This is a genomic window from Streptomyces sp. AC555_RSS877, from assembly GCF_019049245.1.
Classification (GTDB): Bacteria; Actinomycetota; Actinomycetes; order Streptomycetales; family Streptomycetaceae; genus Streptomyces.
In genome coordinates this window covers 123,277-149,976 of record NZ_JAGMUK010000022.1, presented here as the reverse complement: position 1 = coordinate 149,976, position 26,700 = coordinate 123,277, and the positions used below count along the sequence as shown (strand labels likewise).

Here is a 26,700-nt window from a genome sequence, read left to right as displayed (position 1 = left end):
GTGCGGGTTTCCTTTGCGGGGACGGGACTTACAGGTAGTGGCGCTGGTTCTGCTTCTGAGCGGCGTACGTCTCGTAAGCGGAGCGCGTGGTGTCGAGGGCGGAGGTCTGGCTGACGGGGACGTCCCACCAGCCGTGGCCGGGCGGGTTGGGGCCGTAGAGATCGGTCTCGACGTGCACGACGGTGGTGCGGGTGGCGGCCTTGGCCTTCTCCATCGCCGCCCGGAACTCCTCCACCGACGTGGCGTGCAGGACGTCCGCGCCGAGGGAGGAAGCGTTGGCGGCGAGGTCGACCGGGAGGACGTCGCCGTCGAGGAGGCCCGAATCGCCGTCGCGGAAGCGGTACTTGGTGCCGAAGCGCTGGCTGCCGAGTGACTCCGACAGTGAACCGATCGACGCGAAGCCGTGGTTCTGGACAAGCACGATGATGACCTTCAGTCCCTCGGAGACCATGGTGACGATCTCCTGGGCCATCATCAGATACGAGCCGTCGCCGACCAGCACGACGACCTCGCGGGTCGGGTCGGCCATCTTGGCACCGGCACCGGCGGCGACCTCATATCCCATGCAGGAATAGGCGTATTCGACGTGGTAAGCCTTAGGGTCTCTGGCGCGCCACAGCTGCTGCAGGTCGCCGGGCATGGAGCCGGCCGCGTTGATGACCACGTCACGGTCGCCGAGGACCTCGTTCAGGGCGCCGAGGATCTGCGTCTGGGCGGGCAGATCACCGGTGTTCCGCTCGGGAGCAAAGCACTCGTCCTCGATCTGCCGCGTCCGGGCGATCAGCTGGCGGATGTGACGGCGGTAGGTCTCCTCGACCTCCCAGCCGTCCAGCGCTCCGGCGAGGGCCTGGATGCCGAGCCGGGCGTCGGCGACCAACGGCTCCGCCGAGTGTTTGACGGCGTCCAGGCGGGCCACGTTGAGGTTGACGAAGGTGACGCCCGGATTACCGAAGACGGTGTGGCTGGCGGTGGTGAAGTCGGAGTAGCGGGTGCCGATGCCGAGCACCACGTCCGCCTCGCGGGCGAGTTCGTTGGCGGCATACGAGCCGGTGGAGCCGATGCCGCCGGCGGCGTAGGGGTGGTCCCAGGGGACGGCGCCCTTGCCGGCGTGGGTGTCGGCGACCGGGATCCCGGTGGCTTCGGCGAACGCGCGCAGCACGGTCTCGGCGCCGGAGTACACGGCCCCGCCGCCCGCCACGATCAGCGGCTTGCGGGCATTGCGCAGCAGACGGGCGGCCCGCTCGACGGCGGCCGCCTCCGGCACTGGGCGGCCCACGTGCCACACCCGCCGCCGGAAGAACGACACCGGCCAGTCGTACGCCTCGGCCTGCACGTCCTGCGGCAACGCGAGGGTGACGGCACCTGTCTCGACCGGATCGGTCAGCACCCGCATGGCCGCGAGGGCGGCCGGGATGAGCTGCTCGGGACGGGAGATGCGGTCGAAGTACTTGGATACGGCGCGGAAGGCGTCGTTGACGGTGACGTCCCCGCCGCGGGTGTCCTCCAGCTGTTGCAGCACCGGGTCGGCGGCGCGGGTGGCGAACATGTCAGAGGGCAGCAGCAGGACCGGGAGCCGGTTCGTGGTGGCCAGCGCCGCGCCGCTGATCATGTTGGTGGAGCCGGGGCCGGTGGAGGCGGTGCAGGCGAAAGTGGCCAGCCGGTCCCGCATCTTGGCGTAGGCCACCGAGGCGTGGACCATGCCCTGCTCGTTGCGGGCGAGGTAGTAGGGCAGGTCGGCCTCGCCGGTCGTGGCCGCTTGCAGCAGCGCCTGGCCGATGCCGGCCACGTTGCCGTGCCCGAAGATGCCCCACACCCCGGGGATGAGGCGCTGCTCCTGGCTGTCGCGCTCGCTGTACTGGTTCGCCAGGAAACGCACCAAAGCCTGAGCGGTGGTCAGTCTGATCGTGTTCATCAGTGGTTCTCCTCGGCCGCGAACGGCAGCCGGTCATCGATGTCCTGGGCGTCCCAGGTCGAACGCACCCAGCCATGGGCGGGGTCGTCGCAGATCAGCCAGGCACGGTCTGGGCCGGGGCCGGCCATGACGTTGAGGTAGTACAGGTCGTAGCCGGGCGCGGCGATGGACGGCCCGTGCCAGCCGTGCGGGATCAGCACCGTGTCCCCGGAACGCACCTCGGCCAGCACGTCGATCGGCCGCTCGGCGGTCCCGTACACCCGCTGGTAGCCGAAGCCGTTCTCGCCGCCGGAGACCTCGAAGTAATAGATCTCCTCCAGCTCCGACTCCTGGCCGGGCCGGGCCTGGTCGTGCTTGTGCGGCGGATACGACGACCAGTTGCCGCCGGGTGTGAGGACCTCGCAGACCAGCAGCTGCTCGGCCTCGAAGGTGCCCGGCAGGCAGTAGTTGTTCACCTGCCTTGAGCAGGCCCCGGCACCGCGCAGCTCCACGGGCACGTTCTCCTTGGACCCGTACCGGGCGGAGAGTGAGCTCCGCCCGGTACGGGCGCTGGGCAGTGCGAACCGGCCGCCGGCCGCACTGCTGATCAGGGCCTCCGACTCGCGGGGGAGGTAGGCGAAGTCGGTGACCGAGGCGAACACGCCTGTCCGACCGGTGAGTTCGAAGACGCTGCCGTCCGTGGTGACGGTGCAGGAGCCCGTCAGCGGCAGGACCAGGAACTCGGAGTCGCCGGTGGACACGGCGTGTGCCTCGCCCGGCTTGAGGGTCAGGATCCTCAGGCCGGAGTATCCCCAGCCCGCCGACTCCGGCGTGACCAGGAGGTCATAGGTGCCATCGGAAGAAGTCCCCGTCGGCAGGTGGTACTTACTCACAGCAGGCTCACCGCCTTGTCCACCGCACCGGCGACGTCACCGTTCGAGGGGTAGAGCAGAGACCGGCCCACGACGAGCCCCTGCGCGGTCGGCTGCTGCAACGCCTTGCCCCATGAGGCGAAGGCCGCGTCCGCGTCCTTGACCTCGCCGCCCAGCAGCAGCGCCGGGAGGGTGGAAGAGGCCAGCACCCGTCCCATGTCCTCCACCACCGGAAGCTTGAGCCAGGTGTAGGCGGTACGCCGGCCGAGCCCCGAGGCGATGGTGACGGACTTGACGACGGCATCGGTGGACAGATCGTTGCGGATCTTCCCGTCCTGCCAGGCGGACAGGAACGGCTCGACCATCGCGATAAGCTGACGGTCATTCAGCTCATCGATCGCTCGGGCACTGTTCTCCAGGACGGCCGGTGTGGCGGGGTCGCCCAGCGCGATGCGGGTGAGCATCTTGCCGCCGTCGAAGCCCATCGCGGCGATCGTGGCGGCGTCGTAGCCGGTGAACCGGTCATCGATCTCGAACACCGACCCGGCCAGGCCCGCCCGGTTCATGGAGCCGAAGACGCTCTTACCGTCCAGCACGCCGAGCAGCAGCAGGTCCTCGAGGATGTCCGCGGTTCCCAGGACACCGGTCACGCCGGGCCGTTCCAGCGCGATGCACAGGCGCTCCAGCAGTTCGAACCGGTCCGCCATCGCATTCGGGTCCCCGCCGACGCCGTTGGCGCCGCGGGCAGGGTGGTCGGCGGCGATGATCATCGCCTTGCCGTGCTCGCCGAGCAGGGAGGGAGCCTTCACCCGGCGCGCAGCGGCGGCCGCGACCGCGCCGGGGTCGCCCACCCGGGCGTTCACGATCCGGCTCACAATCTCGGACAGCACGTCGTCACACCTCTTGCTGGGAGTCGTTGGTGGATGTTCCGGCCGCCTCGCCGAGCTTGGCGTCGACCTCGGCCTCGGTCGGCATCGCGTCGGAGCAGGAAAGTCGGCTCGCGACAATGGCGCCGGCGGCGTTGGCGAAGATCACGGTGCGGCGGGTGTCCCAGCCCGACAGCAGGCCGTGGCACAGCGCGCCGCCGAAGGCGTCTCCGGCGCCGAGCCCGTTGACGACCTCCACCGGAACCGGCGGGATCTCGACGGTAGAACCGCCCCGGTCCATGGCCAGGACTCCCTTGGGGCCCTGCTTGACTATGGCCAGCTCCACTCCGGCGGCCAGTAGCGCCTTCGCCGCCGCATACGGCTCACGCTCGCCGGTGGCCACCTCGCACTCGTCAAGGTTGCCCACAGCAACCGTCGTGTGCCGCAGGGCCTGCGCGTAGAACCCGCGCGCCTGGTTCGGGTCGGCCCAAAACATCGGCCGCCAGTCCAGGTCGAAGACCGTCGTCCCCGCCTTGGCCCGGTGAGCGAGGGCGGCTAGCGTGGCCGAGCGGCTCGGCTCCTCGCTGAGCCCGGTACCCGTCACCCAGAGGACCGCCGCGTCCCGTACTGCCCCCAGGTCCAGCTCACCAGCGGTGATGTCCAGGTCGGGGGCCTTTGGGAGCCGATAGAAGTACAGCGGGAAGTCATCCGGTGGGAAGATCTCGCAGAAGGTCACCGGCGTCGGTGCGATGTCCGACGTACCGACGAACCGGCTGTCGACGCCGTAGCTCTCCAGTGCCTGCCGGACGAAGTCCCCGAACGGGTCCCTGCCCGTCTTTGTGATCACAGCCGAGGAGTGCCCGTACCGGGTCGCGGCCACCGCCACATTGGTCGGGCTACCCCCGAGATACTTGCCGAACGAGGTGACCTCCGCCAGCCCCACGCCGGTCTGAAGTGGATAAACATCCACTCCCACGCGGCCAATGGTCAGCACTTCGAACGGCATAACACTGATTTCCCTTCGCTCCGGAGACTCCGGGGGTGGAGAGGTGGACTTGGCGTCTCAGTTGGTTGCGCCCGTCGGTGGCGGAGACGTGTGGGCGGGGCCGGCCGCCACGGTTATCAGGAGGCGGCTTCCTTGGTGACTGCTACGGGTGCGGTGAGGTCGGCCTCTTCGGGGAGTTCCTCGACGTCGACGCCGCGGACCTGGGACAACTCGTGCTTGAGCGCGGCGAGTTCGGCGCCGCCGGCCATGTGGTTGGTCAGCTCCTCGAGCGTGATCTGGCTGCGCTCGGCGGAGAGTTCCATGGTGCCCAGGCGCAGCACGCTGAAGTGGTCGCCGACCATGTAGGCGTGGTGCGGGTTGTGGGTGATGAAGATGACCCCAAGCCCGCGGTCGCGGGCGGCGGCCACGTACTTGAGGACCACGCCGGACTGCTTCACGCCCAGGGCCGCGGTGGGCTCGTCCAGGATCAGGACGCGGGCGCCGAAGTAGACGGCGCGGGCGATGGCAACGCACTGGCGCTGGCCTCCGGAGAGGGTGCCGATGGGCTGTTCGAGGTCGTCCAGGACGATGCCCATCTCGCGCAGCTCGTGGTCGGCGGTCTGCTTCATCTTCTCGATGTCCAGACGGCGGATCGGCCAGGGGCCCTTCGTCATCTCGGAACCGAGGAAGAAGTTGCGCCACACCGGCATCAGCGGGACCACGGCCAGGTCCTGGTAGACGGTCGCGATGCCCTTGTCCAACGCCTCACGGGGGGTGGAGAAGCGCACCGGGGCGCCGTCGACGAGGAACTCGCCCTCGGTGTGCTGGTGCAGCCCCGAAATGATCTTGATGAGGGTGGACTTGCCGGCGCCGTTGTCGCCGAGCACGCAGGTGACCTGGCCGGGATGCACCGTCAGGCTCACGCCGTGCAGGGCACGGATGTTGCCGTACGCCTTGCCCGCGTTGCGCAGTTCAACGACCGGGAAGTTCTTCTCGGGGGCCCTGTCCGCGAGGACAGCGCCGTGGGTGCCGGTTTCGTTGGTTGTCATTCGGGTCACCTCCGGGTCGCTGTGCGCTGGACCCACAGATTGATCAGGACGGCGCCAAGGAGCATCACGCCGAGGAAGGCCTTGAACCAGTCGGGGTTCCAGCCGGCGTAGACGATGCCCTGCTGCACCATGCCGAACATGAACGCGCCGAAGACCGGGCCGATTGCGGAACCAGAGCCGCCGGTCAGCAGACAGCCGCCGATCACCGCGCCGGAGATGTAGATCAGCTCGATGCCCACGCCCTCGCCGGACTGCACGGTGTTGAACGAGAACAGCTGGTGCATGCCGACGAACCAGGCGCCGACGCCGACCAACATGAACAGCGAGATCTTCGTGAAGGCGACCGGGACGCCGACCGCGCGGGCCGACTCCTTGTTGCCGCCGACCGCGAAGATCCAGTTGCCGTACTTGGTGCGCAGCAGCACCCAGGTAGCGATCGCCGCGAACAGCAGCCACCAGAAGACGGTGATCTTCACCTGGACGCCGCCGATGTCGAAGCTGGAGGCGAAGACCTTCCTGGCCTGGTCGAAGCCGTCCATGGTGCTGATGTCGTCGGTGGCGACGTTGCCGGTGACCAGCTTGGTCACCGCGAGGTTGACCCCTTGCAGGATCAGAAAGCTGCCCAGGGTGACCAGGAAGCTCGGCAGGCCAGTTTTGACGACCATCCAGCCGTTGAAGAAGCCGACCGCCAGCGACACGATCAGGGCGGCGATGACGCCGACCCAGACGTTCATGCTCAGCTGGTAGGCGGTCATGCTCGCGGTCAGCGCCGAGGTGATCACTCCGACGCCGGCCGACAGGTCGAACTCGCCGCCGATCATCAGCAGTGCCACCGGGACGGTCACGATGCCCAGGGTGGAGGACTGGTAGAGGATGTTCGCCATCGAGCTGGCGTCGCGCACCGGCGGCGCCGCGATCAGGAAGAACACGTAGACGGCCACGGCACCGAGGAAGACGCCCACGTCGGGGCGGGCCAACAGCCTTACGATCATGGACCGTTCGGCGGTGCGCCCGTCGGTGTCCTTGGGGCCGGTGGCCGGCGGTGTGGTCACCGCCGGCTCGGCGTGCTGGGTCATGCTCGTCACCGGGTTCCCTTTGCGGCGAAGGCGGCGACCTTGTCGACGTTGGACTTGTCGACGAAGGCAGGGCCGGTCAGCACGGGCTGCTCACCGCCGCCGCTGTAGTTGCCGTTGTTCTTGTAGAGCCACAGCGCGTCGACGGCCAGGTAGCCCTGGAGGTAGGGCTGCTGGTCGACGGCGAACTGGATGGAGTTCTCCTGGATGGCCTTGATGAGGTCCTTGTTGAGGTCGAAGGTGGCGACCTTCGCCTTGCTGCCGGCGTCCGAGACCGACTGCGTGGCGGTCAGCGCGATCGGCGCGGCAAGCGTGACCACCTCGTCGATGGACTTGTCTGCCGAGAGCTTGGCGGTGATCGTCGACTTCACCGACGGCATGTCGGTTCCGTTGACGTAGAGGACGTCGGTCTTGCCGGAGAAGGTCTTCTTCACGCCGTCGCAGCGCTGGGTCAGGGCGATGTTGCCCTGTTCCTGGACGACGCAGACGGCGTGCTTGGCACCGATGTCACTGAGCTTCCTGCCGAAGGCCTCGCCCGCCACGCTCTCGTCCTGGCCGAAGTACTCCAGGAGGCCCAGGCTCTTCCACTGGCTCAGGCCGGCGTTGAGGCCGGTCACGGGTATGCCGGCCTGCTCCGCCTTGGCCAGGACGGACTTCATGGCGTCCGGCTTGGCCAGCGTGACGGCAATGCCGTCGACCTTCTGGTCGATCGCGTTCTGCACCAGGTTGGCCTGGTTGCCCGCGTTGGGGTCGGCGGAGTAGATGAGCTTGATGTTGTCCTTGGCCGCGGCGGCCTCGGCGCCCTTGCGGACGGTGTCCCAGAAGGTGTCGCCGGGGGCCTGGTGGGTGACCAGCGCGACGGTCATGCGGGGCGTGGTGGCCTTGCCCGCCGACGCGCCGTTCGCGGTCTCCTCGGACTTCTTGCCGCCTGAGCTGCTGGAGCAGCCGGTGGCGAGAAGAGCGCCGGTGAGAACGGTGGCGGCCAGTGCGGCGGCTCTGTGGTGTCTGTGCATGTCCCTTGCACCTCGCTGTGCTGATCAGGGTGGGAATGGGGTTCCGGCCTCGGGAGGGCCGCGCCCGGCCGAGTGGCGCGGGCGAGCGGTTGATGAGAACGCCGTGTGCGGCGGAGCGTGTCGTCTGCGGCAGCCATCGGGTGTGTGCGGCTCGGCAGCCTCTAGAACGTGCTACTAGTACGTTCTAGATGCCCGTACTATTGAATGCCCTGTCGGCGGTGTCAAGAGGTTTGTCAGGACGTATCGACAACATGGACTGCCTGGCCGCCGACGTGATCTCGAAGATGTCGGGCGTACGCTCCTCTTCCTGCCGTTTGATCCGGCGTCCGGAAAGGACCGCGCTGACGGACGAAGCATCCGTGGTGAACCTGATCGGCCATCTCATCGAGCGCCGACTGAAGCTGTCCCCCACTTTGACCCGGGATGTCGTGGTCCAGCGGAGCTACGGGTGCCGATGCCCAACGGGGTCGACCTGCCGGCCGATCTCTCGGCACCACGATGCCTCCGATGACAACGGTGGCGGAGCTTCCACGGACGGCGTCGCCAAGGTGGTTCAGGAGTGTGGTGCCCTCAACGGAGTACGAGGAGGCGCCGTCGAGGGTGACGATGCCGTACTCATAGGTCTGGTCGGCGACTTCCGAGACATCCGAAATCACCCGGTAGCCAGCGGAGTGATTCACGGTCGCGCTGTCCTAGGAGGAGAGCGTCTGGGGCAGCGGCAGCTTCTCCACGTGTGCCGGCCGTACCTGGAACATCACTTCGGCGCGGCTAACTGCAGGTGGTATCCGGTTATGACGCCCATTGCTCCAGCTCCGACAAGCAGTAGGTGGGGGACAGCGACGCGTCGTAGGGCACAGGTGTTCCTCTTTGTGGGTGAGAGGAAGAAACCCGGAGGCCAGCTCCGCGTGCGGCGCTGGCCTCCATGGCGGTTGGATTGACTTCAGAGGGTCATACGACGACGGTGCGGATCTGCTCACCCCGCCTCCAACGCTCGAATGGCGTCGTTCACCTCGTGCAGTGGTACGCGGCGCGTGACCATCGACGCGAGATCCAGGCGGCCTGTCTCCGCCAACTCCACGATCAGCGGAATGTCCCGCCGGGCCTGCGTACCGCCGTAGAGGCTGCCGCACAGCGGTTTGTCGTCCGAGGCCAGGGAAAGCGCGGGCATGGTGATCATCGCGTCGGCGGCCGGCATTCCGACGAGGGCGACCGTCCCGCCGCGGCGGGCGGCGTCCCACGCCTGGGTGATGGTCGTGGGGTTGCGCACCACTTCGAAGGTGTGGTGGGCGCCGCGTCTGCCGGTGAGACGCCGGACTTCGTCGACCAGGTCGGCGCTCGTGGGGTCGATCGTGTCCGTCGCGCCGGAACCGAGCGCGGCCGACCGCTTGTTCTCCAGGGGATCGACAGCGATGATCCGGGCGGCACCGGCGATCCGCGCGCCTTGGATCACCGCCTGACCGACACCGCCGGAGCCGATGACCACGATGCTCGAAGCGGGCTTCACCTGAGCCGTGTTGAACACCGCCCCCAGGCCGTTGGTGATGGCGCATCCGATCAGCGCGAGCTGTTCGTCCGGCAGGTCCGTGGTCACGGGGACCACGCTTGCATCGTGCACGGTCATCGCCTCGGCGAAGGTGCCGAGGCCGACAAAGGCTGGAACCTCCGTGCCGTCGGTCCTTTTGACGCGCGGCGCCGAGGTCATGGCCATGCTGTTGTCGCAGAGGTGGGTCATGTCGCGGACGCAGTACCAGCAGGTGCCGCACACAGCGCCCACGGTGCCGATGACCCGGTCGCCGACGGCGACGGAGGTCACCTCGGAGCCGGTCTCCGGCGCCCTCGTGGCCGAGGACGAGGGGCAGTGGCATCGGCAGGTGGCCGGGACGGCGACGTCGGTGTGGCAGACCCCGCTGGCGCCGACTCGTACGACGATGTCGTGCGGGCCCGGTTTGCGGGGGTCGACCTCCTCGACCGACAGGTAGTGGCCGTCGGCGAGGCCAACAGCAGTCAGCATCCGTGCTCTCTCCTCATGAACGCGAACAGGTTGAAGGGGCGGGGGGTTGGTGATCCGACGGGTCGGCTATGCCGGAGGCACGACGGGCTTCATCTGGGACGCGGACTTCCGCGCCGAGGTGGTCCGGGTGGCAACCGAGGCCTCTGCGGGTGCCACGGAGCCGAACCGGCCTAGAAAAAAACTAGGCCCTGAGATGGCGCTGAAGGAGAAGCAGGCCGCGGCTCTCTCTGGGGGAGTTGCTCATTCCCATGACGGCGGCGATCGGCGCGGCTCTGTCGGGCGGGGCCGACGAACAGGTGGCGGAGCAGTTCGACGTCGGCCTGCAATTCGCGGCCTGGCGTATGAATGCTTCAGGCGCTCGGAAAATCGCTCAGCGGACGCGTCAGAAGCGAGCGGCGGGAATTCGACGTTAGTCGATCAGGATCCCGCGTCGGCGCTGAGAGCGAGAGCGATGCCCCCGGCGCCTCGGCACGGATGTTTGCGATATCGACGTTGCGTGTGACGGACCGTCGACGTCTGCCAGTCACCGACGAGTCGTTCCTTCGCATCCACGCCCGCCGGGCTCTGTCAGTGTCCAGTACAGATCTCCCGACGCCGACTGCACGCTCCAGGAGCTGATGTGCCCTGCGGCCGTCAATTGGTCAAGTGCATCCGTGAAATCCGTTGCGGCCAGCCCGCACTCGCGTGCCAGCTGATCCACTTCAGCTGTTCCATGGGTGCTCTCGGGAGCGGTATGGGCCTTGATACACATGGCAATGAGCTGGGAAAACGGGGCGCAGCCCATGCGGATGCCGCAAGCGGCTCGCAGCGCCCAGTCTGCGGCAGCGAGCCGGTCGGGACGGGCCGGGCATTGGGCGAAGAGCCCGACGTCGAGGAGCTGGATGACCACAGCGCGTGCGTTGGAGTGCGACGCGGGCAGGGTTGCGCATAGCCATCGTGCCTGGTGGAGATCCCGCCAGGAATCCGTGGCAGGTTCCAATCGAAGGCTGCGCAGTACCCCGAGCGGCAAGCGGACTTGAGCCGAGTCGTTCATGCGCAAGGCGCATTGCAGGGCGATCAGTCGGGCGGCAGGGCTGGTCTCAGTCGGCAGCGCGGAGGCGAGGTAGTTGAGCATCTCCCGCACCCGGGTCTGCCTGTCCGGGCCTCTGGGGCTTCGGTGCTTTCGACGGATGTCCGCATGCGCCGGCGGCGCCGTCGCAGCGTTGATGAACGTGTCGGGAACGACGGCCGCTTGTGAAGTAGCGGCGGCGCAGGCCGTGCACGCGTCCGCGAGGCGCCACAGCCGTCCGCCTCGCTCGCGTGCGAGCACGAGCCGGATGGGCCCACCGCAGCCTCGATGGCGCGAGTGCCAGCTGCAGCCGCGCTCGTGGCACTGGCAGGTACGAAGGTGGGCAGGGAGGAGATCGCGGCGAGCGTGTCGTGCCAGGTGGGCCAGGAGCTCCGACCGAGCGGACGTGCCGCTGAGCAGTCGGTCGCTGTGGGAGCACTGCTGGCATACGAGGATCGGTCCGCCGGGCTGCGGGCGCAGTTCCACGGTCCAGGCGCGCCGGACGCCGGGTCGCGTCGTGCAAAGCCTCATGGGTGGCGTGTTCCTCCCGTCATGTCTGCGCCGTACCCGCAGAGGGTGGGGTGGCCCGCACACGGTAGTGCAGACCTCTGCCCTTCACTTGATGGTGTCACCTGCAGAAATAGGGCAGAGGTCTGCACTGACAGGGCAGTGGTCTGCACCGTCGGATTGTCGGGTGACGATCTTCCCGCCCGACCCGGATTTCGAGGCGCTGCGTCTGGAGCTTGCCCGGCTGCGGGCGGCGCGCGGCTGGACCTATGACGAGCTCGCTGCTCGAAGCGGCCTGGCCAGAAGGACCCTCATCGAGATTGAGCAGGGGCGCACCATCGGCACTCTCAAGACCTGGCACGCCCTCGCCCATGCCTTGAACACTCCACTCGACGAGCTCTTCGGAGTCGTGTGTGAGGGGCACGAGCCCCCGGGGCCGACCGGCGGTGACCGTTGACTGGGAGGGCTCGCGCCAATCACCCGGACCGGCGAAGCGACACGAACCTCTGATCGACAACTCGAATGTGCGTTTCACGGAATGGGGCTGTTCGAGGGACTCTCCAGCCTTGGCGCTGTGGATGCGGCGTGTTGCCTGGCACCTTCGCACGCATGCGTTCTTCATCCACACCGCGGCACTGGGACGACAGCCCCGCTGTCGCCTACCCCCGACGCTCACTGCGTATCGAGCACGACAGCCCCAGTCGGCTCCTCCGCTGCGCTCAGCGTGATCGCTGCCGAGAGTGCGGCAACCCGGTCGAGTGGTACCACCGCAGCTTTGCGCGGCCCGTCCGCCTGCACCCCCGGGAAGTGCCTGCGGCCGAGGTGCCCGCCGCCTACCGTTGGCACGTCAGCTCTGGTGTCGCCCATCCGGCCGGCGATGGCAGACCCTGGTGCCGCTTGGCTCACGCCCCAGTCTGCCCCGCCCGCGACGCTGCGCCCGAAGCCTCCGCGCTGGACGGGCTGCGCCGGGATCTGGCCCTGCACACACGCCGTCTGATTGACACCGGCGTGTTCACCCCGATCACCCCTTCGAGCCGGCCAACGGCACAACCGGACGGCTGCCGACCCGCCAGACCCGTAGTGCAGTTCCTGTATGTCCGCTACCTCGCTGCGCAACCTGTGGACGAAATCCAGTGCGTGGCGCAGACGCGGCATCGCGACCGCTGCTCGCAGAGGCTGCTTACGGACGGCCCCGTGGGCGTCTGGAGGCTGGTACCCGCTACGGCCACACGGGGGCAACTGGCCTTGCCCTGTGAGCTCATGGCTGTATATGACCTCACCGCCCTGCCCTACGCCGAGCAGCTGCGCTGGCGCATGCAGCGCTGTTCCACCCACACCGCAACCCAGTCAGCAGCGGACCTCGCGCTGGCCGACTGGGAGCCCTTCGACCCCATGCTCCACCGCGAGCACATCCACAACCGCCTGCCGAACCACGTCCGTCGTCCGCGCCCGACGCACCACGAGCATGGAACGGCTGGGTCGTGACCTCGCACCATGGCATTGAAATCCTGCTGACCAGGCCAGCCACCAATGGCGAGCTCCACCGAGCACGTCGTACGGTGTCACTCGCAGCGAACGCCAACCGCACCCGGTTGATGGCCGTCCAGCCGGCCAGGACCCCCGGCCGCGCGCTGCGGTCACTACGGCGACGGCTGCACCACGTTCTGCCCATCGATGTCCTGGCCACCCACTACCCCGACCAGCACGGGCAGGTCCTTCTCAATCTCGAGTTCAGCCGTACCGCGCGAGCGGCGATCCGCCAGGCCGCGACCGCCAGAGGACAGCGTCCCGGAGACTTCGTCGCCCGGAGCCTGACCGCAGCCCTCGATCGGAACGAGAGAGAACGCTCCTTGCAACTGACGGCGCAACTCGAAGGCCTGCTCGCTCTCCACTCCTCCGAGGACGTACTGGCTTGCACAGCCCACATCCTGCTCCGTCGTCGTGATCCGGCCGTATCTGACTCGTACGCCGCCGGCCGCGCTGGGCGGAGCCAGTCGCACGCGCACCCGAACCCTTAGCCCTTCTCCTCCGTGGAGCCCTTGTTGCACACGCCCACAGACGAACAGGCTCACGCTGTCGAAGCATTCCGAGATGGCCATCACCTCGTGCTGCAGGCCGGCGCCGGCACAGGAAAGACCAGCACGCTGAGCCTGCTCGCCGCGAGTACCAAACGCCGAGGGCGCTACCTCGCCTTCAACAAGGACATCGCACACGACGCCTCCGCACGCTTCCCGCGATCCGTGATGTGCAAGACCGCCCACGCCACGGCCTACGCAGCCCTTGGCCACCGCTTCGCTCGCAGACTCAACAGCCCCCGCCAACCCGCGTGGAAGATCGGGCAGGCCCTCGGCATCACCTCTCCTGTCCGAATCGGAGATCACGAGATCAGCCACAGGACGTTGTCACACAGCGTCCTGCGCACGGTGACCCGCTTCTGCCACTCGGCTGATCGCACGCTGGCTTCTCACCACGTACCCGCGCTGCGCGGCCTGAGTGCGCCGGACGAACACGCCCGCCTCGCCGAGGTCGTGACGTCGTTCGCGGACAAGGCGTGGGGAGACCTGCAGAATCCCGAGCAGGGCGTGGTCCGTTTCGAGCATGACCACTACCTGAAGATGTGGGCCCTCACTGAACCAAAGATCGACGCCGACTTCCTTTTCCTCGACGAAGCACAGGACACCAACCCCGTCCTGGAACAGGTCTTCGCCGCTCAACGTGCCCACACCCAGCTGGTCATGGTCGGCGACTCCGCTCAGGCGATCTACGGCTGGCGCGGAGCCCGGGACATCATGACAGGCTTCGAAGCCACCCACCTCACCCTGACTCGATCCTTCCGCTTCGGCCCCCTCCTTGCCGAACAAGCCAACCGGTGGCTCGCGTTCACCGACGCGCCCATCCGACTGACAGGCACCGAGGCGATCCCGACGAAGGTCGGTCTCGTCGCCTCCCCGGACGCGGTGCTGTGCCGCACCAACATCGGGGCCATGACCGAGGTCATGCGACTGCTGGCCGCCGGCCACCGCGTCGCACTGACGCGGGGAGGGCATACGCTCGTCGCGCTGGCGCTGGCTGCACGGGACCTCAAAGACGGCCGTCGCACCGCCCACCCAGAACTCGTTCTCTTCGCCTCCTGGGGCGAGCTGCAGGAGTACGCGGATCACGATCCGGCCGGCCGCGATCTGCAGCCTTTCGTAGAACTTGTCGACCAGCACGGACCCGAGGCCATCATCACCGCGGTCCACGCACTGACCGACGAGGACAAGGCCGACGTCACGGTCTCCACGGCCCACAAGGCCAAAGGCCGGGAATGGCCCACGGTCAAGATCGCCGATGACTTCCCCCCGCCCCCGGACAGCGATCAACACGACGACCGTGGTTGCCCGATCCCGGAACCCGTGAGTGAAACGGACGCCCGCCTCGCCTACGTCGCCGTGACACGCGCCCGCAGTCGGCTCGATCTCGGTGGTCTTTCGTGGATCGACCTCATTCCAGCCGCCTCGGACGGAGTGGTTCAGTGAGCGGAGGCGACCGGCGGGGCGGTGGCTTCGTCCGTGGGGAGTGCGGGGTATCGAGTTTCCTGTGCGAGGGTCTCGGGGAGCACGGCGACGACGGCGATGCCGTGGGCGCTTCCCGTGAACATGCCTCGGCGCGGACGACTCCTACCTGCTCCAGGCCCTCGGCAAGGCGCCGGGGCCCCCTCCGCGGCGTGGCCGTCATAGACCCCGGACGTCGGGGGGAAGAGCTCGACCGGCTCGTGGAGACGGGTGCGTGCGGGATCCGCCTCAACCTGATCAGCGGCCCGGTACCCCCGCTGGAAGATCGGCTCTGGCAGCGACTGGTGCACGAACTCGCCGCCCCTGGACTCCACTTGGAAGTCCAGGCACAGCAACGCCAGTGGGAGGACCTGGAACCCTGGCTGCTCGGCTGGCCCGGCGCGGTGGTTGTCGATCATCGGGGGCTGCCGGCGGCCTTGTCTCTGTCCTACCCCGGATCCGCTGCGCTCTCCCGCCTGCTGGCCGAGCACGTGTGGGCGAAGGCGGCCGTGCCTTGTCGTGCAAATGGCCGTGCCTACAGCACCCCGACCTGGCTCACGGCGGAACTCAACCCCACCGAAGCCCTGCGGATACTGTGCGCCAACCCAGCGCGACTGTTTGCTTGGACGCCCTTTCGTCGCGCGGGCCGACGACGACGTACAGGGCCGCACTCAGGCACGGTTGAGCAGGGGGCCGCCTTCCACGGCCAGGGCCGGCGAACGGTGACGGCCGAGCTGACGTTTCCGAGGGCGTTGTGCGAGCGTGAAGGTGCGGGCAGCGCGGCTTGGCTCGGGGTTAGGACCCAAGGAACTCGAGTGCCCTTGCCACGAATTCATCGTGGTACTGGAAGATCCCCGCGTGTCCGGCATCCGGGTAGAGGGGCACGAGTTCGCTCCGGGGCAGGCGGGCGGCCAGGTCGAGGGTGTTGTGGCTGGGCACCATGCGGTCGTTCTCGCCGTTTGCCACGAGCACCGGTTGGCGAATCTCCGACGGTGCCTGGCGGCCCCATTGTCTGATGGCCTTCAGCTGGGCTCGGAACGCCGGCAACGAGATGTCCTCGTCGCGGTGGTGCGTGCGCTCCTTCAGCCGTTCCAGGAAGGCCCGTCCCGCCCGCCGACCGCCCTCGGTTTCGGTGAAGAAGAGGGAGAGCTTGGGATCCTGGCGGGTCAGGGCGCCCTTGAGCGTGGCCTGGAGGGTGAGCGCCGGGACCTTGTCGATGCCGGGGCCACCGGCGGGGCCTGTGCCCGCCAGGATGACCTTGCGGATGAGGTGAGGTTCTTGTTCAGCGATGACCTGTGCGATGAAGCCGCCCATCGACAGGCCGAGCAGATCGACCTGGTCGAACTCGAGGGCTCGGATGAACAGCACCGCGTCGCGGGCCATCGCCTCGATCGTGTCCGGCGTGGAGCCGCTCGATCCGCCCACCCCGCGGTTGTCGAAGGCGATGACCCGGCGTCGTGCGGCGAGTCCGTCGACGACGCGCGGGTCCCAGTTGTCCAGGACCCCGGCCAGGTGAATCAGGAGGATCAGCGGTACGCCGTCCTCAGGGCCGAGTTCCCGATAGGCGAAGTCCTCGCCGCGGACGGACACGGAGCGGGTCGGCGCGTTCTGGTAGGACGACGAGGGCGAGGAGGACGGTGAATTCCGCGGTGTGTTCATGTCCAGGTCCTTCTGTAGCGAGTTTCAAGGACGGAGTTCTCTTCGCCAGCGCCCGATGCACTGCACCGACACTGTCGACCAGGTCACACAGTGGTGGGTACCGACCCATGTCATCCGGCTCGTTCTGATCACCCCGGCATCCGCCTCGCCGAGCGCTGAGGCGGCGCCAACCGAGGGACATTGGATTACACTCATAATACTGTGCATGGAGACGATGGATCGCAAGCGGGCCCCCGCAGTCGACCGCACTCCATGGTGCGCAAATGAACGCCCCCGAGTGAGGGGATACCGCGCCACCTGGCACGGCACCTCGCCGCCGAACGGGCGGCCGCTGGAGCCTCGAATCCATTGAAGTACGATCGAAATGCGACATTATAAGGGTGCCCGCCAAGAGCAAGCAGCCTCTCCGACGAGCAAAGGAGCGCGCGGTGCGCTACGGGAAAGAGCACAAGCAGGCGACCCGGCAGCGGATCATCGAGGCGGCCGGTCGCCGGTTCAAGCGGGACGGCATCGACGGCTCGGGCATCTCAACCCTCATGACGGACGCGGGGCTGACCAACGGCGCCTTCTACACCCATTTCACGTCGAAAGACGACCTCGTGGCCACCGCGGTCTCCGACCAACTGCAGGCGCAGAACGCGAGGATCGTCGCGCAGGCGGCACCCGGTCGCGCAGGACTTGAGCAGATCGTGCGCCGGTACCTGTCCGCCCAGCATCGCGACAGCTCCGACGACGGCTGCCCCTCCGCCGCCCTGCTCGACGAAATCCGGCGCTGCACAGACCCGACCAAGCAGGCTTACACCGACGGCGTACTGATGGTCATCGACGGCATCGCCGCCCGCCTGGCACCCGACGATCCCCTCTCGGTCCGCACCAAGGCGCTCGGCGCCTACGCCATGATGGCCGGGACGCTCCAGCTCTCCCGAGCCCTCACCGACCGGCAGCTTGCCGACGAACTGCTCGAACAGGGCATCCACAACGCCCTCGCCCTGCTGGGCGTGGAGCACGGGCATTCCAGCCCCGCGATGTGACACACCCGCACCCCTTGGATGGTTCCGACCCGGAACTCGGTCGACCTGGCGCGCGAGTGCCGAACGGCGAGTTGGTCCTCTACCCCGACGCCGGCCATGGCGGCATCTTCCAGTTCCACGGGCAGTTCGTGGAGACGGTTCTCGAGTTCCTCGAGCGGCAAAAGGCGTGCGGTGCGGTCGTAGTCTGGGCCGAGGGTGGTGCCTCAGGGGCGTGGCGCCCTTTGGGCGAGCGGCTCGAGGCGCCCGTTCACTGACGCGACCTCGCCTTGCGCCTCACCCCATGAACGCGAGAGCGTTCTCGATCCCCAGCTCAAGGACCTCATCGGCGCGCTTCCGGTCGGACAGGGCGCGGGACAGCTGCATCGTCCCCACCAGCATGGTGAACAGCCCGATGGCCTTGGCCTGAGCGGACCGCGGGTCCTCGGGTGTCAGGCGGGCGGAGATCTCCTCCAGGATGGCCCGCGCGCCGTCGCTGTAGGCCTGCCTGGTCCCGTCCTCGCAGCGGCCGATCTCGTCGAGAAGGGCGGCGGAGGGGCAACCGAGGCCGGGGTGGTCCCGGTGCTCGGGAGACAGGTACTCGCGGATGAGGTCCTCGAGTCCCGGGCGGCCGGGCCGCAGGGTGCTGTAACTCGCGACCTGCGTGTGCAGTTCTTCGGCCACGACATGGGCGACGAGGTCGTCCTTGGACGCGAAGTGGGCGTAGAAGGCTCCGTTGGTGAGCCCCGCGTCCGCCATCAGCGTGGAGATACCCGAGCCGTCGATGCCGTCCTGCTTGAACCGGTGGCCGGCCTTTTCGATGATGCGTCGCCGCGTCACCTGCTTGTGCTCCTTGGCGTAGCGCACCACGAGCTTTCTCCGTTCGCTCCGTAAGGCCATGCTTCGCACTCAAGGGTAATCGATGGCCTGACGCACGTAATATCATGACCGGCGACCCCATGACCGGCGTGCTCACGACCGGATGCGGGCACCGGGTCCGAGTCGGGCGGTGACTTCCGCGGGGCTGAGGGTGGAGTGCTCCGCGGAACACTCGACGACGACGCGGACCGGGGCGTCGCAGTCGGTGTGACGGATGTCCAGTACGGGCCCCTCGGGGCCGAGGGCGTACGCCTCGCCCCACTGGCTCAGCGCCATCAGGACAGGCCACAGATCCCAGCCCTTGCGGGTCAGGCGGTACTCGTTGCGGGAGCGGCTGCCCGGCTCCTGGTATGGGACGGTCTTCAGGATGCCGGCCGCGATCAGCTTCCGGAGGCGGTCGCTGAGGACGGCTTCCGACAGGCCGATGTGGCGGTGGAAGTCGTCGAAGCGGCGGACCCCGTTGACGGCATCACGCAAGATCAGCAACGTCCATTTCTCTCCGACCACGTCGAGCGTGCGCTGGACAGGGCAGTTCTCCGTGCTCGCCTCAAGCCACTCCATCCCGCCAGCGTAAGGGTCTGGCTTCGTCATTGACAGTCAGGCGAGCGGGAAACTAGCTTCGTTTTCAAAAGTCAGATGGAAGGTGCCCGGCCGTGGGACGAACGCGTACGTATCAATGGGAAGATCCCGCGATCCTGGCGGAAGCCGCCGGACGCATGGCCGGCATCGACTTCCTGCGTGAGTTGCAGGCGGGGCGACTGCCGGCGCCGCCCATCAATTACTCCATCGACTTCACTCTGAGCGAGGTGGAGCCCGGCAGGGCGGTCTTCTCCCTGACACCGGGTGAGGAGCACTACAACCCGATCGGCAGCGTGCACGGCGGCATCTTCGCCACCCTGCTCGACTCGGCGGCTGGTTGCGCAGTCCAGTCGACCCTTCCGCAGGGCGTTGCGTACACCTCGCTCGACCTCACGGTGAAGTTCCTGCGACGGATCACCGTGGACACGGGCACGGTACGCGCCATCGGCACGGTGGTCAGCAAGGGCCGTAAAACCGCCCTGGCCCAGGCGCAGTTGGTCGACGGCACGGACCGTCTGCTCGCCCACGCCACCAGCAGCTGCATGCTCTTCCCGGTGTCACCCTCGCAGGGGTGAGCCTCGGCGGCGACCGGTATCGGTCCGGGCCGTGACGTCGCACTGCCTCGATCGCGGCGCAGAGCGCCGGGGTGTGAGGTGAAACCGCTGCGGCGCAGGTCGGTCGCGGCCCGTGACTCCTCGGGTCGCCGGCCTCCGTGCGCCGCAGCTGTGTCGAGGCGGCGAAGGTGGTGGTTCCCTCGGGCGCCGGGCTGCTCTTCGTCAGGCGGCGTGGGTGGGGTAGTCGGTGTAGCCGGCCGCGCCGCCGCCGTAGAAGGTGGCGGGGTCGGGGGTGTTCAGGGGGGCGTCGGCGCGTACGCGCTCGACGAGGTCGGGATTGGCGAGGGCCATGGTGCCGACGGTGACGACGTCGGCCAGACCGTCTTCGATGTCCTTGGCGCGGGCGGCGATGTCGGCACCGGCCCGGTTGAGGATCAGCGTGGTCGGCCACAACTTGCGGAGGGTGGAGAGGAGTTCCTCGTCGCCGCCGTGACCGATGTGCAGGTAGGCGAGGTTGAGGGGGGCGAGGGCGCGCAGGAGGTGCGGGTAGAGCTCGTGCGGGTCGCTCTCCGCGAGGTCGTTGAGCTTGAAGGGGTTGCCGGGAGAGATCCGGATGCCGGTGCGGCCGGCGCCGATCTCGTCGGCAACGGCCGTGGCGACCTCCACCGCGAAACGGATGCGGTTGTCGAGGGAGCCCCCGTACTGGTCGGTGCGCTGGTTGGTGCTGGGGAAGAGGAACTGGTTGACCAGGTAGCCGTTGGCCCCGTGGATCTCGACGCCGTCGGCGCCGGCCGCGATGGCGGCCGCGGCGGCGCGCCGGAAGTCGTCGACCGTCGCGGCGACCTCCTCGGTGGACAGTTCGCGCGGCTCCGGCATCTCCTGGAGCCCGGACGGGGTGAACGTCTGGCCGCCCGGCTTGATCGCGGAGGGTGCCACCGGCTGCCGGTGGTGGGGGGTGTTGTCCGGGTGGGAGATGCGCCCGGTGTGCATCAGCTGGATGACGATGCGTCCGCCGGCCTTGTGTACGGCGTCGGTGACCTTGCGCCAGCCGGCGATGTGATCCTCGGTGTAGATGCCCGGGGTCACCGGGTAGCCCTGGCCGTCGGCGGAGGGCTGGGTGCCCTCGGTGATGATGAGCGCGTGCGAGGCGCGCTGGGCGTAGTACTCGGCGTTCAGCTCGGTCGGCACGCCGTCCGGGGTGGCCCTGCTGCGGGTCAGGGGGGCCATGGCCAGCCGGTGCGGCAGGGCGATCTCTCCGACGACGGTCGGGTTCCACAGGGCGTTGAGCATGGGTCATTCCTCAGGTGGTGTGTGGTGGTGCCGAAAAGGGCGGGGGCGGACACCGCGTGGACGTGGACACCTGGCTCTTCTGCCTCCGGGTCCGAAGACGCACCCGCCCTGCGCCCGCCGGTCGAGTCGCAGTCGGCAGTGGCCTATTAAATTACGAACGTAATACTAAGCGGTCGGGTGGGCTGTGGCAAGTGGGTCCCGGCAGGGGGCGCGAAGCCGCGCGGCGCAGCTCGCGCAAGGACCTCACGCCAGAGCGGTGGGAGTTCCGCAACGGAAGCTGGAACCGCCTGCTCCGCCTAGATGACCTTGTCCTTGCGGGTGTGCCGTGTGCTCCAGTATTCGGTGGGGTGGGCGACGAGGAGCAGGCCGCGGCCGTCGTCGTCGAGACCTGGGCGCGGCGCAGGTGCGGGGCGGTGCTGCTGGCGTCGGAGATTCGCTCGTCAGGGCGGACTGAAAGATCATCCGCAGTTTGATAGGGCTCTTGCCGTAGCGGATGGCGGTCGTCACCAGTTCGCTGACCACGAGTTCACTGACCGCGAGTTCGGGGGGTGAAGACCAGTTCCTCCAGCTCGCAGAGGGCGGTTCGTGAGGTGTTGTCCGTTTGCAGGTGAGGTTGGGGCAGGGCTGCTGGTCGCGGGGGCTTGGTCGGCTACTGCTTTCTGGTGAAGCTGCCGGCGTCGGCCTCGGTGAGGACGTCGAGCCTGACGAGGCGTTTCAGCTTGGCGCGGGTGCCATCGATGTTCTTCGGCAGCGGTTCGTGGTCGAGGGCTTCGTAGACATCACGGGCCCGGAGGGGGTCGGTGACCTCGTTGAAGACGGCGAGGATGCGGGGGTAGTCCGGGTGCTCGGGCAGGTCGGGCGCGGCGGTCTGGGCGGGGAGACGGTCAGCGAGAGCAGTAATGGTCTTCCGGTTGATCGTCAAGTGTTCGTCATCACCGACGCGGCGCTTTCTGCCGCACACGCTGCGCCCCCTTCTCCGCCGTGACGTTCACGGCTGACGGCGTGCCCCCGTGCTCGACCGGTAGGCCGCCACACGATCCCACTCACCTCGGAACTTGCTTGCGGCCTCTCGGTCGCCCCGATAGCATTATGATCGTAAGGTAATGAGTGGTCGCCCTCCCCGTGATGACGCTCGTGACCGGCGGGTCCCGGGCTCGGAAGGGGTGGTCGCACTCGCGCAAGTCGGAAACGTGCCAGACCCTGCTCGTCCAACCCGCCTGTTCGACCCGATTCCCCTGTCCGTCACCGGGGCGGAGCCGCTCCGTCCATCCACATTGGAGAAGCACATGTCTTCCTCGAACGTCGAGCCCCGAACGTCCGCCGCCGACTTGCACCGGCTTGCCGATGAGTACGTCAGGCGCGTCAACCTGCGCGACCTCGACGCCCTGTTCGCCCTGTACGCGCCGGACTTCCGCAACCACGCCGCCGATGGCACCACCACCGGCCTCGAGGAGGCCCGCGCGGTGCTTGCGTCGTTCCTTGACGCGGTCCCCGACTTCGCCGCCACGCCGGTCCGTGTCGTCGCCGAGGACGATTGGTTCGCGATCAGCTTCATCCTCACCGGCACGAACACCGGGTCCTTCAACGGCACTCCCGCCACCGGCCGATCGATCAAGGTGCTGGAGGTCCGTATGTTCAAGGTGGCCGACGGGAAGCTCACCGACCACTGGGGCCTCATCGACCTGGCGACGCTCTTCGCCCAGTTGCAGTCCTGAGAGGGTTACGTGAGTTGATGCCTGTTTCCCCCTTTCGGGAGGGGCAGGCGGGCCGGCCGCAGCCGCCGGGCGGCTACGGCCGCGGCTGGGTGAACAAACCCTGCCCGGTCTCGACCAGGATTCCGCGCTCGGTCAGCCGCTTGAGCTTCAGGCGGGTGTTGTTGAAGGTGTTGGACGCGATCTCCATGTCCATCGCCTCGCACACCTGCCGCGCCCGCAGCGGAGCGTCGGCCGCGGGGAATACTGCCAGGATCTGCCGGTAGGCCGGATGGTCGGGCAGCTTCGGCGCCGGCGGCGCGGGTGGCTGCGGATCGGGCAGCTCCAGCAGTGTCTTGCGGGTGATCCGGATCTCCTCAGCGGCCCTGCCGAGCTCGTCCAGCCGTGCGGTCAGCTGCTCGATCTGCTCTCCCGTCGTCTCGGCCTGCGCGGCGATCTCCCGTTCCCGCTCCTCCAGCCGGGCCAGCACCGCCCCGAGGGTCAGCTCCCCGCCGGTCATGTGCTGCGCCAGGCTGCGCTTGCGGCCCGGTACTTTTTTTGCCGCATCACACCCCGTCGACTCCGCGGGCACCCGGCCGCCGCATGCATGCTCTGGGTGTCGAGCACCACCAGGCTCGGGTCCGCTTTCCGCCGCGCCATCTCCCGCACCTGCCAGCGCAGCAGGTCGTGTATGGTCTGGTCGGTGCCGTCGTCGCGCCACTTGGCGAAGTTGGTACATCACCGCGCCGCCCGGCGGCAGGTCGTGCGGAAGCAGGTCCCACTGGCGGCCGGTGCGGCCCTGGTAGAGGAGTGAGTTGACGATCTCCCGCATCTCGTACCGTCCCTGGTGGCCGCTGACCGAACGGTGTGCGGCCTTCCACGCGACAATCACCGGCTCGATATCTCAGGTGGTCAGTTGATCGGATGCCTGGACGCGGGCCGTAGAGACGACTGCCAGGTCGCTGGGGAGACCCCAGGTCGCGTGATCGGCGTCAAAGGCTCCGGTGGGGCAGTCCGCCGGGCGCTACCGCCCACCGCAAGCCAGGGAAGGCGACAGCCGATCACGGGGTGTGACCGGCGCGGCGGAGAACAGGGCGCAGGGCCTCGATGACACCGGGGTCGTCCACTGTGGAGGGGATCGGTTCGTCGTGCCCGTCGGCGATGCCGCGCATCGTCTTGCGGAGGATCTTTCCCGAGCGAGTCTTGGGCAGGGCGGCCACGACCGTGACGTCCTTGAGGGAGGCGACGGCGCCGATGCGTGTCCGTACGAGCTGGACGAGTTCGGCCTCGACCTCGCCCGGTTCGCGGTCGCTGCCGGCTTTCAGGACGACGAAGCCGCGCGGGATCTGTCCCTTGAGTTCGTCGGCGACGCCTATGACGGCGCATTCGGCGACGTCGGGGTGGGCGGCCAGGGCCTCTTCCATGCTGCCGGTGGACAGCCGGTGTCCGGCGACGTTGATGACGTCGTCGGTGCGGCCCATGACGAAGACGTAGCCGTCGTCGTCGAGGTGGCCGCTGTCGCCGGTGAGGTAGTAGCCGTCGTAGGCGGAGAGGTAGGAGGCGACGTAGCGGTCGTCGTCTTTCCAGAGCGTGGGGAGCGCGCCGGGCGGCAGGGGAAGCCTCACGACGATCGCGCCGTCGACGCCCGCGGGCACCGGCTTGCCCGAAGCGTCGAGGACGCGGACGTCCCAGCCCGGCAGCGGGCGGGTCGGGGAGCCGGGCTTGAGGGGAGCGGCTTCGATGCCCACAGGGTTGGCGACGATGGGCCAGCCGGTCTCGGTCTGCCACCAGTGGTCGATCACCGGGACGCCCAGCAGGTCGCTCGCCCAGTGATAGGTCTCGGGGTCGAGGCGTTCACCGGCCAGGAAGAGATAGCGCAGGTGGGAGAGGTCGTAGCCGGCGGTGAGCGCCCCCTTCGGGTCCTCCTTCCTGATCGCCCGGAAGGCGGTAGGCGCCGTGAACATGGTCTTGACGCCGTACTCGGCGGCCACCCGCCAGAACTGGCCCGCGTCCGGGGTGCCGACCGGCTTGCCCTCGTACAGCACCGTGGTCGCGCCGGCCAGCAGGGGCGCGTAGACGATGTACGAGTGCCCGACGACCCAGCCGACATCGGAGCCGGTGAACATGGTCTCGCCCGGGCCCACGTCGTACACGGCGCCCATCGACCAGTGGAGGGCGACCGCGTAGCCGCCGCAGTCACGCACGACTCCCTTGGGCTTTCCGGTGGTTCCGGAGGTGTAGAGGATGTAGAGGGGGTCGGTTGCGGGGACGGGAACACAGTCGGCCGGTGGCGCGGTAGCCACCAGGTCGGCCCAGTCGAGGTCGTGAGGCCCCAACTCGGCCGTCTCCTGTGGGCGTTGCAGGATCACGCTCTTCTCCGGCTTGTGGACCGCGAGCTCGATCGCCCGGTCGAGCAGGGGCTTGTACGCGATCACACGCTTGCCCTCGATTCCGCAGGAGGCGGAGACGACCACTTTGGGGGCGGCGTCGTCGATGCGAAGGGCGAGTTCACGAGGGGCGAACCCGCCGAAGACGACCGAGTGGACCGCGCCGATGCGTGCGCAGGCCAGCACCGCGACAACGGCCTCGAGGACCATCGGCATGTAGATGACCACGCGGTCGCCGTGTCCCACGCCGAGCTGTGCGAGTGCTCCGGCGAAGGCCGCCACCTCGTCCCTCAGCTGTTCGTAGGTGTAGGTGCGCCGGGTGCCCGTCACGGGGGAGTCGTGGACGAGCGCGGGTTGCTCGCCCCGGCCGGCTTCGATGTGCCGGTCGAGCGCATTGAAGCAGACGTTGAGCCGTCCGTCGGGAAACCAGCGGTAGAAGGGTGCGCCCGAGGAGTCCAGAGCGCGTCGCGGAGCGACATCCCAGTCGATGCCCTCCGCCGCCTTCAGCCAGAAGCTCTCCGGGTCCTCGGTACTGGCGCGGAAGACATCTTCGTATGTTCCCATCGCGCACTCCTTTGTGGCATCAAGGGACGGTGATGTGGCTGGGTGGGGAACGGTGTCGGACACAGGCACCGCATGCCGGCCGACATGGTCTGGCAGGATGCCGGCGACCGGCGGGAACCGGTCACCGGCATCGCGGTGGTGCGGCGGTCCGGCCGAAGGGCCGCTCCGCCCAGTGTGCCTTCAGCTCACGCGCCGAGGTGCTTGCGCAGCCATTGGCCCATCTGCTGGATCGCCTGGTCCACCTCGGGTACGCGCCCGGCGCCCAGGATGAACGAGTGCTGCCCTTCGGGCATCGGGTGGACCTCTGAGGTGACCTTGAAGTCCGCGAGGCGTCGGCCGAGTTCGGCGCCGTCGTCGGCGAGGGTCTCGTACTCGCCGTAGTGGACGGTCGTGGGCGGCAGGCCGGTCAGATCGGCGTTTGCGATGCTGATCGCGGGGTCGGTGAAGTCCACGGCGGGATCCTGCAGCCAGGCTCCTCGGAAGAGTTCGAGGGTGCTCCTGCTGAGCATCTTGTCGTTGTCCTCGTCCTCGTCCACCGACGCGTTCTGGATGGTGAGGTCGGTCCACGGCGAGACGCTGACGATCGCGCCCGGCGTCGCCTCGCCCTTCGCGAGCAGGCGCAGCGGGAGCATCACCGCGAGGGTGCCGCCGATCGAGTGGCCCGTGCTGCCGATGTTCCGCGGCTCGTAGCCCTGCGAGAGCAGCCACCGGTACGCCGTCTCGGCGTCGTCGAGCTGCGCCGGGTAGGGGTGTTCGGGCGCCAGGCGGAAGTCCACGACGAGGGAGCGGGCTCCGGCTGCCTTGGCGATGTGGCCGGCGGCCTTGCGGTCCGAGTGCATGGAGGCGGTGACGGATCCGCCGAAGTGGAAGTGGAGCAGTGCCTTGTCGGGATCGGCACCATCGGGGATGGCCCAGAGGGCGGGAACGCCGCCCGCGTCCACCTCGGCGTACGTGACGCCTTCCGGCTCGGTCGACGCCTTGTGGTTCGAGTCCACGATGTCGCGGATGACGGCCAGGTCGAGACCGGGTGTCGACGACTTCGCGCTCACGCTCGCGAGGAACTCCGCGAACTCGTGTGCCTCTCGGCTTACGCCCATGGTGGTGCTCCTTCGCAGGTTGCTGCCACGCCCACGTCCCGCGTGCAGCCAGGTTGATGTGCTGGTCCTGACGCTACTGGCTGAGTATAAGAAAGTAAACGCAGAACAGTAGGGGGCACCTCTGGCTGCGGGCGCGGCGGCGCAG

25 protein-coding genes and 3 pseudogenes are annotated in these 26,700 nt (G+C 68.2%); 8 read left to right on the top strand and 20 right to left on the bottom strand.

What is annotated here, in order from left to right; all coding sequences use genetic code 11:
- Positions 1-28: 28 nt before the first annotated feature.
- The 9 genes from iolD to KUM49_RS48195 all read right to left on the bottom strand — a co-directional run bounded on the left by iolD (position 29) and on the right by KUM49_RS48195 (position 10,874).
- Positions 29-1,912 carry a 3D-(3,5/4)-trihydroxycyclohexane-1,2-dione acylhydrolase (decyclizing) gene (gene iolD, locus KUM49_RS10085; protein ID WP_217236385.1) on the bottom strand — a complete coding sequence of 628 codons (1,884 nt, stop codon included), beginning with the start codon at positions 1,910-1,912 and terminating at the stop codon, positions 29-31.
- Complete coding sequence (gene iolB, locus KUM49_RS10080; protein WP_254401022.1) at positions 1,912-2,769, bottom strand: 5-deoxy-glucuronate isomerase; 858 nt, start codon at positions 2,767-2,769, stop codon at positions 1,912-1,914. The genes iolD and iolB overlap by 1 nt, the downstream gene beginning before the upstream one ends.
- Before the next feature lie 11 nt (positions 2,770-2,780).
- Positions 2,781-3,653, bottom strand: a complete 873-nt coding sequence (locus tag KUM49_RS10075; RefSeq protein ID WP_217236383.1) for an aldolase — start codon at positions 3,651-3,653, stop codon at positions 2,781-2,783.
- Between the two features lie 4 nt (positions 3,654-3,657).
- Positions 3,658-4,635, bottom strand: a complete 978-nt coding sequence (gene iolC, locus KUM49_RS10070) for a 5-dehydro-2-deoxygluconokinase (RefSeq protein WP_217236382.1) — start codon at positions 4,633-4,635, stop codon at positions 3,658-3,660.
- A 116-nt stretch (positions 4,636-4,751) separates the two neighbouring features.
- A complete protein-coding gene (locus KUM49_RS10065) occupies positions 4,752-5,663 on the bottom strand; it encodes an ATP-binding cassette domain-containing protein (RefSeq protein ID WP_217236381.1) in 912 nt (303 codons plus the stop codon).
- A 5-nt stretch (positions 5,664-5,668) separates the two neighbouring features.
- Positions 5,669-6,739, bottom strand: coding sequence for an ABC transporter permease (locus KUM49_RS10060; protein WP_217236410.1), 1,071 nt, complete (start codon positions 6,737-6,739; stop codon positions 5,669-5,671).
- Positions 6,740-6,744: 5 nt separating this feature from the next.
- Positions 6,745-7,749 carry a substrate-binding domain-containing protein gene (locus KUM49_RS10055; protein ID WP_217236380.1) on the bottom strand — a complete coding sequence of 335 codons (1,005 nt, stop codon included), beginning with the start codon at positions 7,747-7,749 and terminating at the stop codon, positions 6,745-6,747.
- 973 nt (positions 7,750-8,722) lie between these two features.
- Positions 8,723-9,760, bottom strand: coding sequence for a zinc-binding dehydrogenase (locus KUM49_RS10050; RefSeq protein WP_217236379.1), 1,038 nt, complete (start codon positions 9,758-9,760; stop codon positions 8,723-8,725).
- Between the two features lie 523 nt (positions 9,761-10,283).
- The gene (locus KUM49_RS48195; RefSeq protein WP_254400998.1) at positions 10,284-10,874 is read right to left on the bottom strand and encodes a hypothetical protein; all 591 of its coding nucleotides are present in this window, start codon (positions 10,872-10,874) and stop codon (positions 10,284-10,286) included.
- A gap of 628 nt (positions 10,875-11,502) precedes the next feature.
- On the opposite strand from KUM49_RS48195, the gene KUM49_RS10040 reads away from it, so the two are divergent.
- The 3 genes and pseudogenes from KUM49_RS10040 (at position 11,503) to KUM49_RS50185 (ending at position 12,800) form a co-directional block, all read left to right on the top strand.
- On the top strand, positions 11,503-11,772 hold the full coding sequence (locus tag KUM49_RS10040) for a helix-turn-helix transcriptional regulator (protein WP_217236377.1): 270 nt from the start codon (positions 11,503-11,505) through the stop codon (positions 11,770-11,772).
- A gap of 65 nt (positions 11,773-11,837) precedes the next feature.
- Positions 11,838-12,305: pseudogene (locus tag KUM49_RS50190) on the top strand (DUF6083 domain-containing protein); the annotation flags it as partial.
- A 270-nt stretch (positions 12,306-12,575) separates the two neighbouring features.
- On the top strand, positions 12,576-12,800 hold the full coding sequence (locus KUM49_RS50185) for a hypothetical protein (RefSeq protein ID WP_308406593.1): 225 nt from the start codon (positions 12,576-12,578) through the stop codon (positions 12,798-12,800).
- Between the two features lie 155 nt (positions 12,801-12,955).
- Here KUM49_RS50185 and KUM49_RS10030 read toward each other — a convergent pair whose 3' ends face one another.
- On the bottom strand, positions 12,956-13,207 hold the full coding sequence (locus tag KUM49_RS10030) for a hypothetical protein (protein WP_217236375.1): 252 nt from the start codon (positions 13,205-13,207) through the stop codon (positions 12,956-12,958).
- 150 nt (positions 13,208-13,357) lie between these two features.
- Here KUM49_RS10030 and KUM49_RS10025 point away from each other — a divergent pair, with 150 nt between their 5' ends.
- Positions 13,358-14,833, top strand: a complete 1,476-nt coding sequence (locus KUM49_RS10025) for a UvrD-helicase domain-containing protein (RefSeq protein ID WP_217236374.1) — start codon at positions 13,358-13,360, stop codon at positions 14,831-14,833.
- Here KUM49_RS10025 and KUM49_RS49770 read toward each other — a convergent pair.
- On the bottom strand, positions 14,827-14,955 hold the full coding sequence (locus tag KUM49_RS49770) for a hypothetical protein (RefSeq protein ID WP_302185418.1): 129 nt from the start codon (positions 14,953-14,955) through the stop codon (positions 14,827-14,829). The genes KUM49_RS10025 and KUM49_RS49770 overlap by 7 nt on opposite strands.
- On the opposite strand from KUM49_RS49770, the pseudogene KUM49_RS50645 reads away from it, so the two are divergent.
- Positions 14,935-15,357: pseudogene (locus KUM49_RS50645) on the top strand (amidohydrolase); the annotation flags it as partial. The gene KUM49_RS49770 and the pseudogene KUM49_RS50645 overlap by 21 nt on opposite strands.
- A gap of 286 nt (positions 15,358-15,643) precedes the next feature.
- Here KUM49_RS50645 and KUM49_RS10020 read toward each other — a convergent pair.
- Positions 15,644-16,507 (bottom strand): alpha/beta fold hydrolase, encoded by an 864-nt coding sequence (locus tag KUM49_RS10020; RefSeq protein ID WP_217236373.1) that lies wholly within the window; start codon positions 16,505-16,507, stop codon positions 15,644-15,646.
- Positions 16,508-16,935: 428 nt separating this feature from the next.
- Between KUM49_RS10020 and KUM49_RS10015 the strand changes: the two genes are divergently transcribed.
- Positions 16,936-17,538 (top strand): TetR/AcrR family transcriptional regulator, encoded by a 603-nt coding sequence (locus KUM49_RS10015; RefSeq protein WP_217236372.1) that lies wholly within the window; start codon positions 16,936-16,938, stop codon positions 17,536-17,538.
- Between the two features lie 273 nt (positions 17,539-17,811).
- On the opposite strand, the gene KUM49_RS10010 is transcribed toward KUM49_RS10015, so the two are convergent.
- Together KUM49_RS10010 and KUM49_RS10005 are read right to left on the bottom strand one after the other, a co-directional pair.
- Entirely contained in the window at positions 17,812-18,384 is a 573-nt protein-coding gene (locus KUM49_RS10010) for a TetR/AcrR family transcriptional regulator (protein ID WP_055705492.1), read from the bottom strand.
- 102 nt (positions 18,385-18,486) lie between these two features.
- Positions 18,487-18,954 carry a helix-turn-helix domain-containing protein gene (locus KUM49_RS10005; RefSeq protein ID WP_109005512.1) on the bottom strand — a complete coding sequence of 156 codons (468 nt, stop codon included), beginning with the start codon at positions 18,952-18,954 and terminating at the stop codon, positions 18,487-18,489.
- Positions 18,955-19,046: 92 nt separating this feature from the next.
- Between KUM49_RS10005 and KUM49_RS10000 the strand changes: the two genes are divergently transcribed.
- A complete protein-coding gene (locus tag KUM49_RS10000) occupies positions 19,047-19,547 on the top strand; it encodes a PaaI family thioesterase (protein ID WP_217236371.1) in 501 nt (166 codons plus the stop codon).
- Positions 19,548-19,748: 201 nt separating this feature from the next.
- Here the strand turns inward: KUM49_RS10000 and KUM49_RS09995 are convergent, their stop codons facing one another.
- From KUM49_RS09995 to KUM49_RS09990, 3 genes and pseudogenes are all read right to left on the bottom strand, one after another.
- Positions 19,749-20,816, bottom strand: a complete 1,068-nt coding sequence (locus KUM49_RS09995) for an alkene reductase (RefSeq protein WP_217236370.1) — start codon at positions 20,814-20,816, stop codon at positions 19,749-19,751.
- A gap of 296 nt (positions 20,817-21,112) precedes the next feature.
- A pseudogene (locus tag KUM49_RS48190) lies at positions 21,113-21,347 on the bottom strand (ATP-binding protein); the annotation flags it as partial.
- Positions 21,348-21,465: 118 nt separating this feature from the next.
- Positions 21,466-21,738, bottom strand: coding sequence for a hypothetical protein (locus KUM49_RS09990; protein ID WP_254400995.1), 273 nt, complete (start codon positions 21,736-21,738; stop codon positions 21,466-21,468).
- A 364-nt stretch (positions 21,739-22,102) separates the two neighbouring features.
- Here KUM49_RS09990 and KUM49_RS09985 point away from each other — a divergent pair, with 364 nt between their 5' ends.
- Positions 22,103-22,531: an ester cyclase gene (locus KUM49_RS09985; RefSeq protein ID WP_217236369.1), complete on the top strand. Its 429-nt coding sequence runs from the start codon at positions 22,103-22,105 to the stop codon at positions 22,529-22,531.
- A gap of 73 nt (positions 22,532-22,604) precedes the next feature.
- Here KUM49_RS09985 and KUM49_RS48185 read toward each other — a convergent pair whose 3' ends face one another.
- The 3 genes from KUM49_RS48185 to KUM49_RS09965 form a co-directional block, all read right to left on the bottom strand.
- Entirely contained in the window at positions 22,605-23,399 is a 795-nt protein-coding gene (locus KUM49_RS48185) for a transposase (RefSeq protein WP_308406590.1), read from the bottom strand.
- Positions 23,400-23,568: 169 nt separating this feature from the next.
- Positions 23,569-25,458, bottom strand: a complete 1,890-nt coding sequence (locus tag KUM49_RS09970; protein WP_217236368.1) for a propionyl-CoA synthetase — start codon at positions 25,456-25,458, stop codon at positions 23,569-23,571.
- A 185-nt stretch (positions 25,459-25,643) separates the two neighbouring features.
- The gene (locus KUM49_RS09965; RefSeq protein WP_217236367.1) at positions 25,644-26,555 is read right to left on the bottom strand and encodes an alpha/beta hydrolase; all 912 of its coding nucleotides are present in this window, start codon (positions 26,553-26,555) and stop codon (positions 25,644-25,646) included.
- Positions 26,556-26,700: the final 145 nt, after the last annotated feature.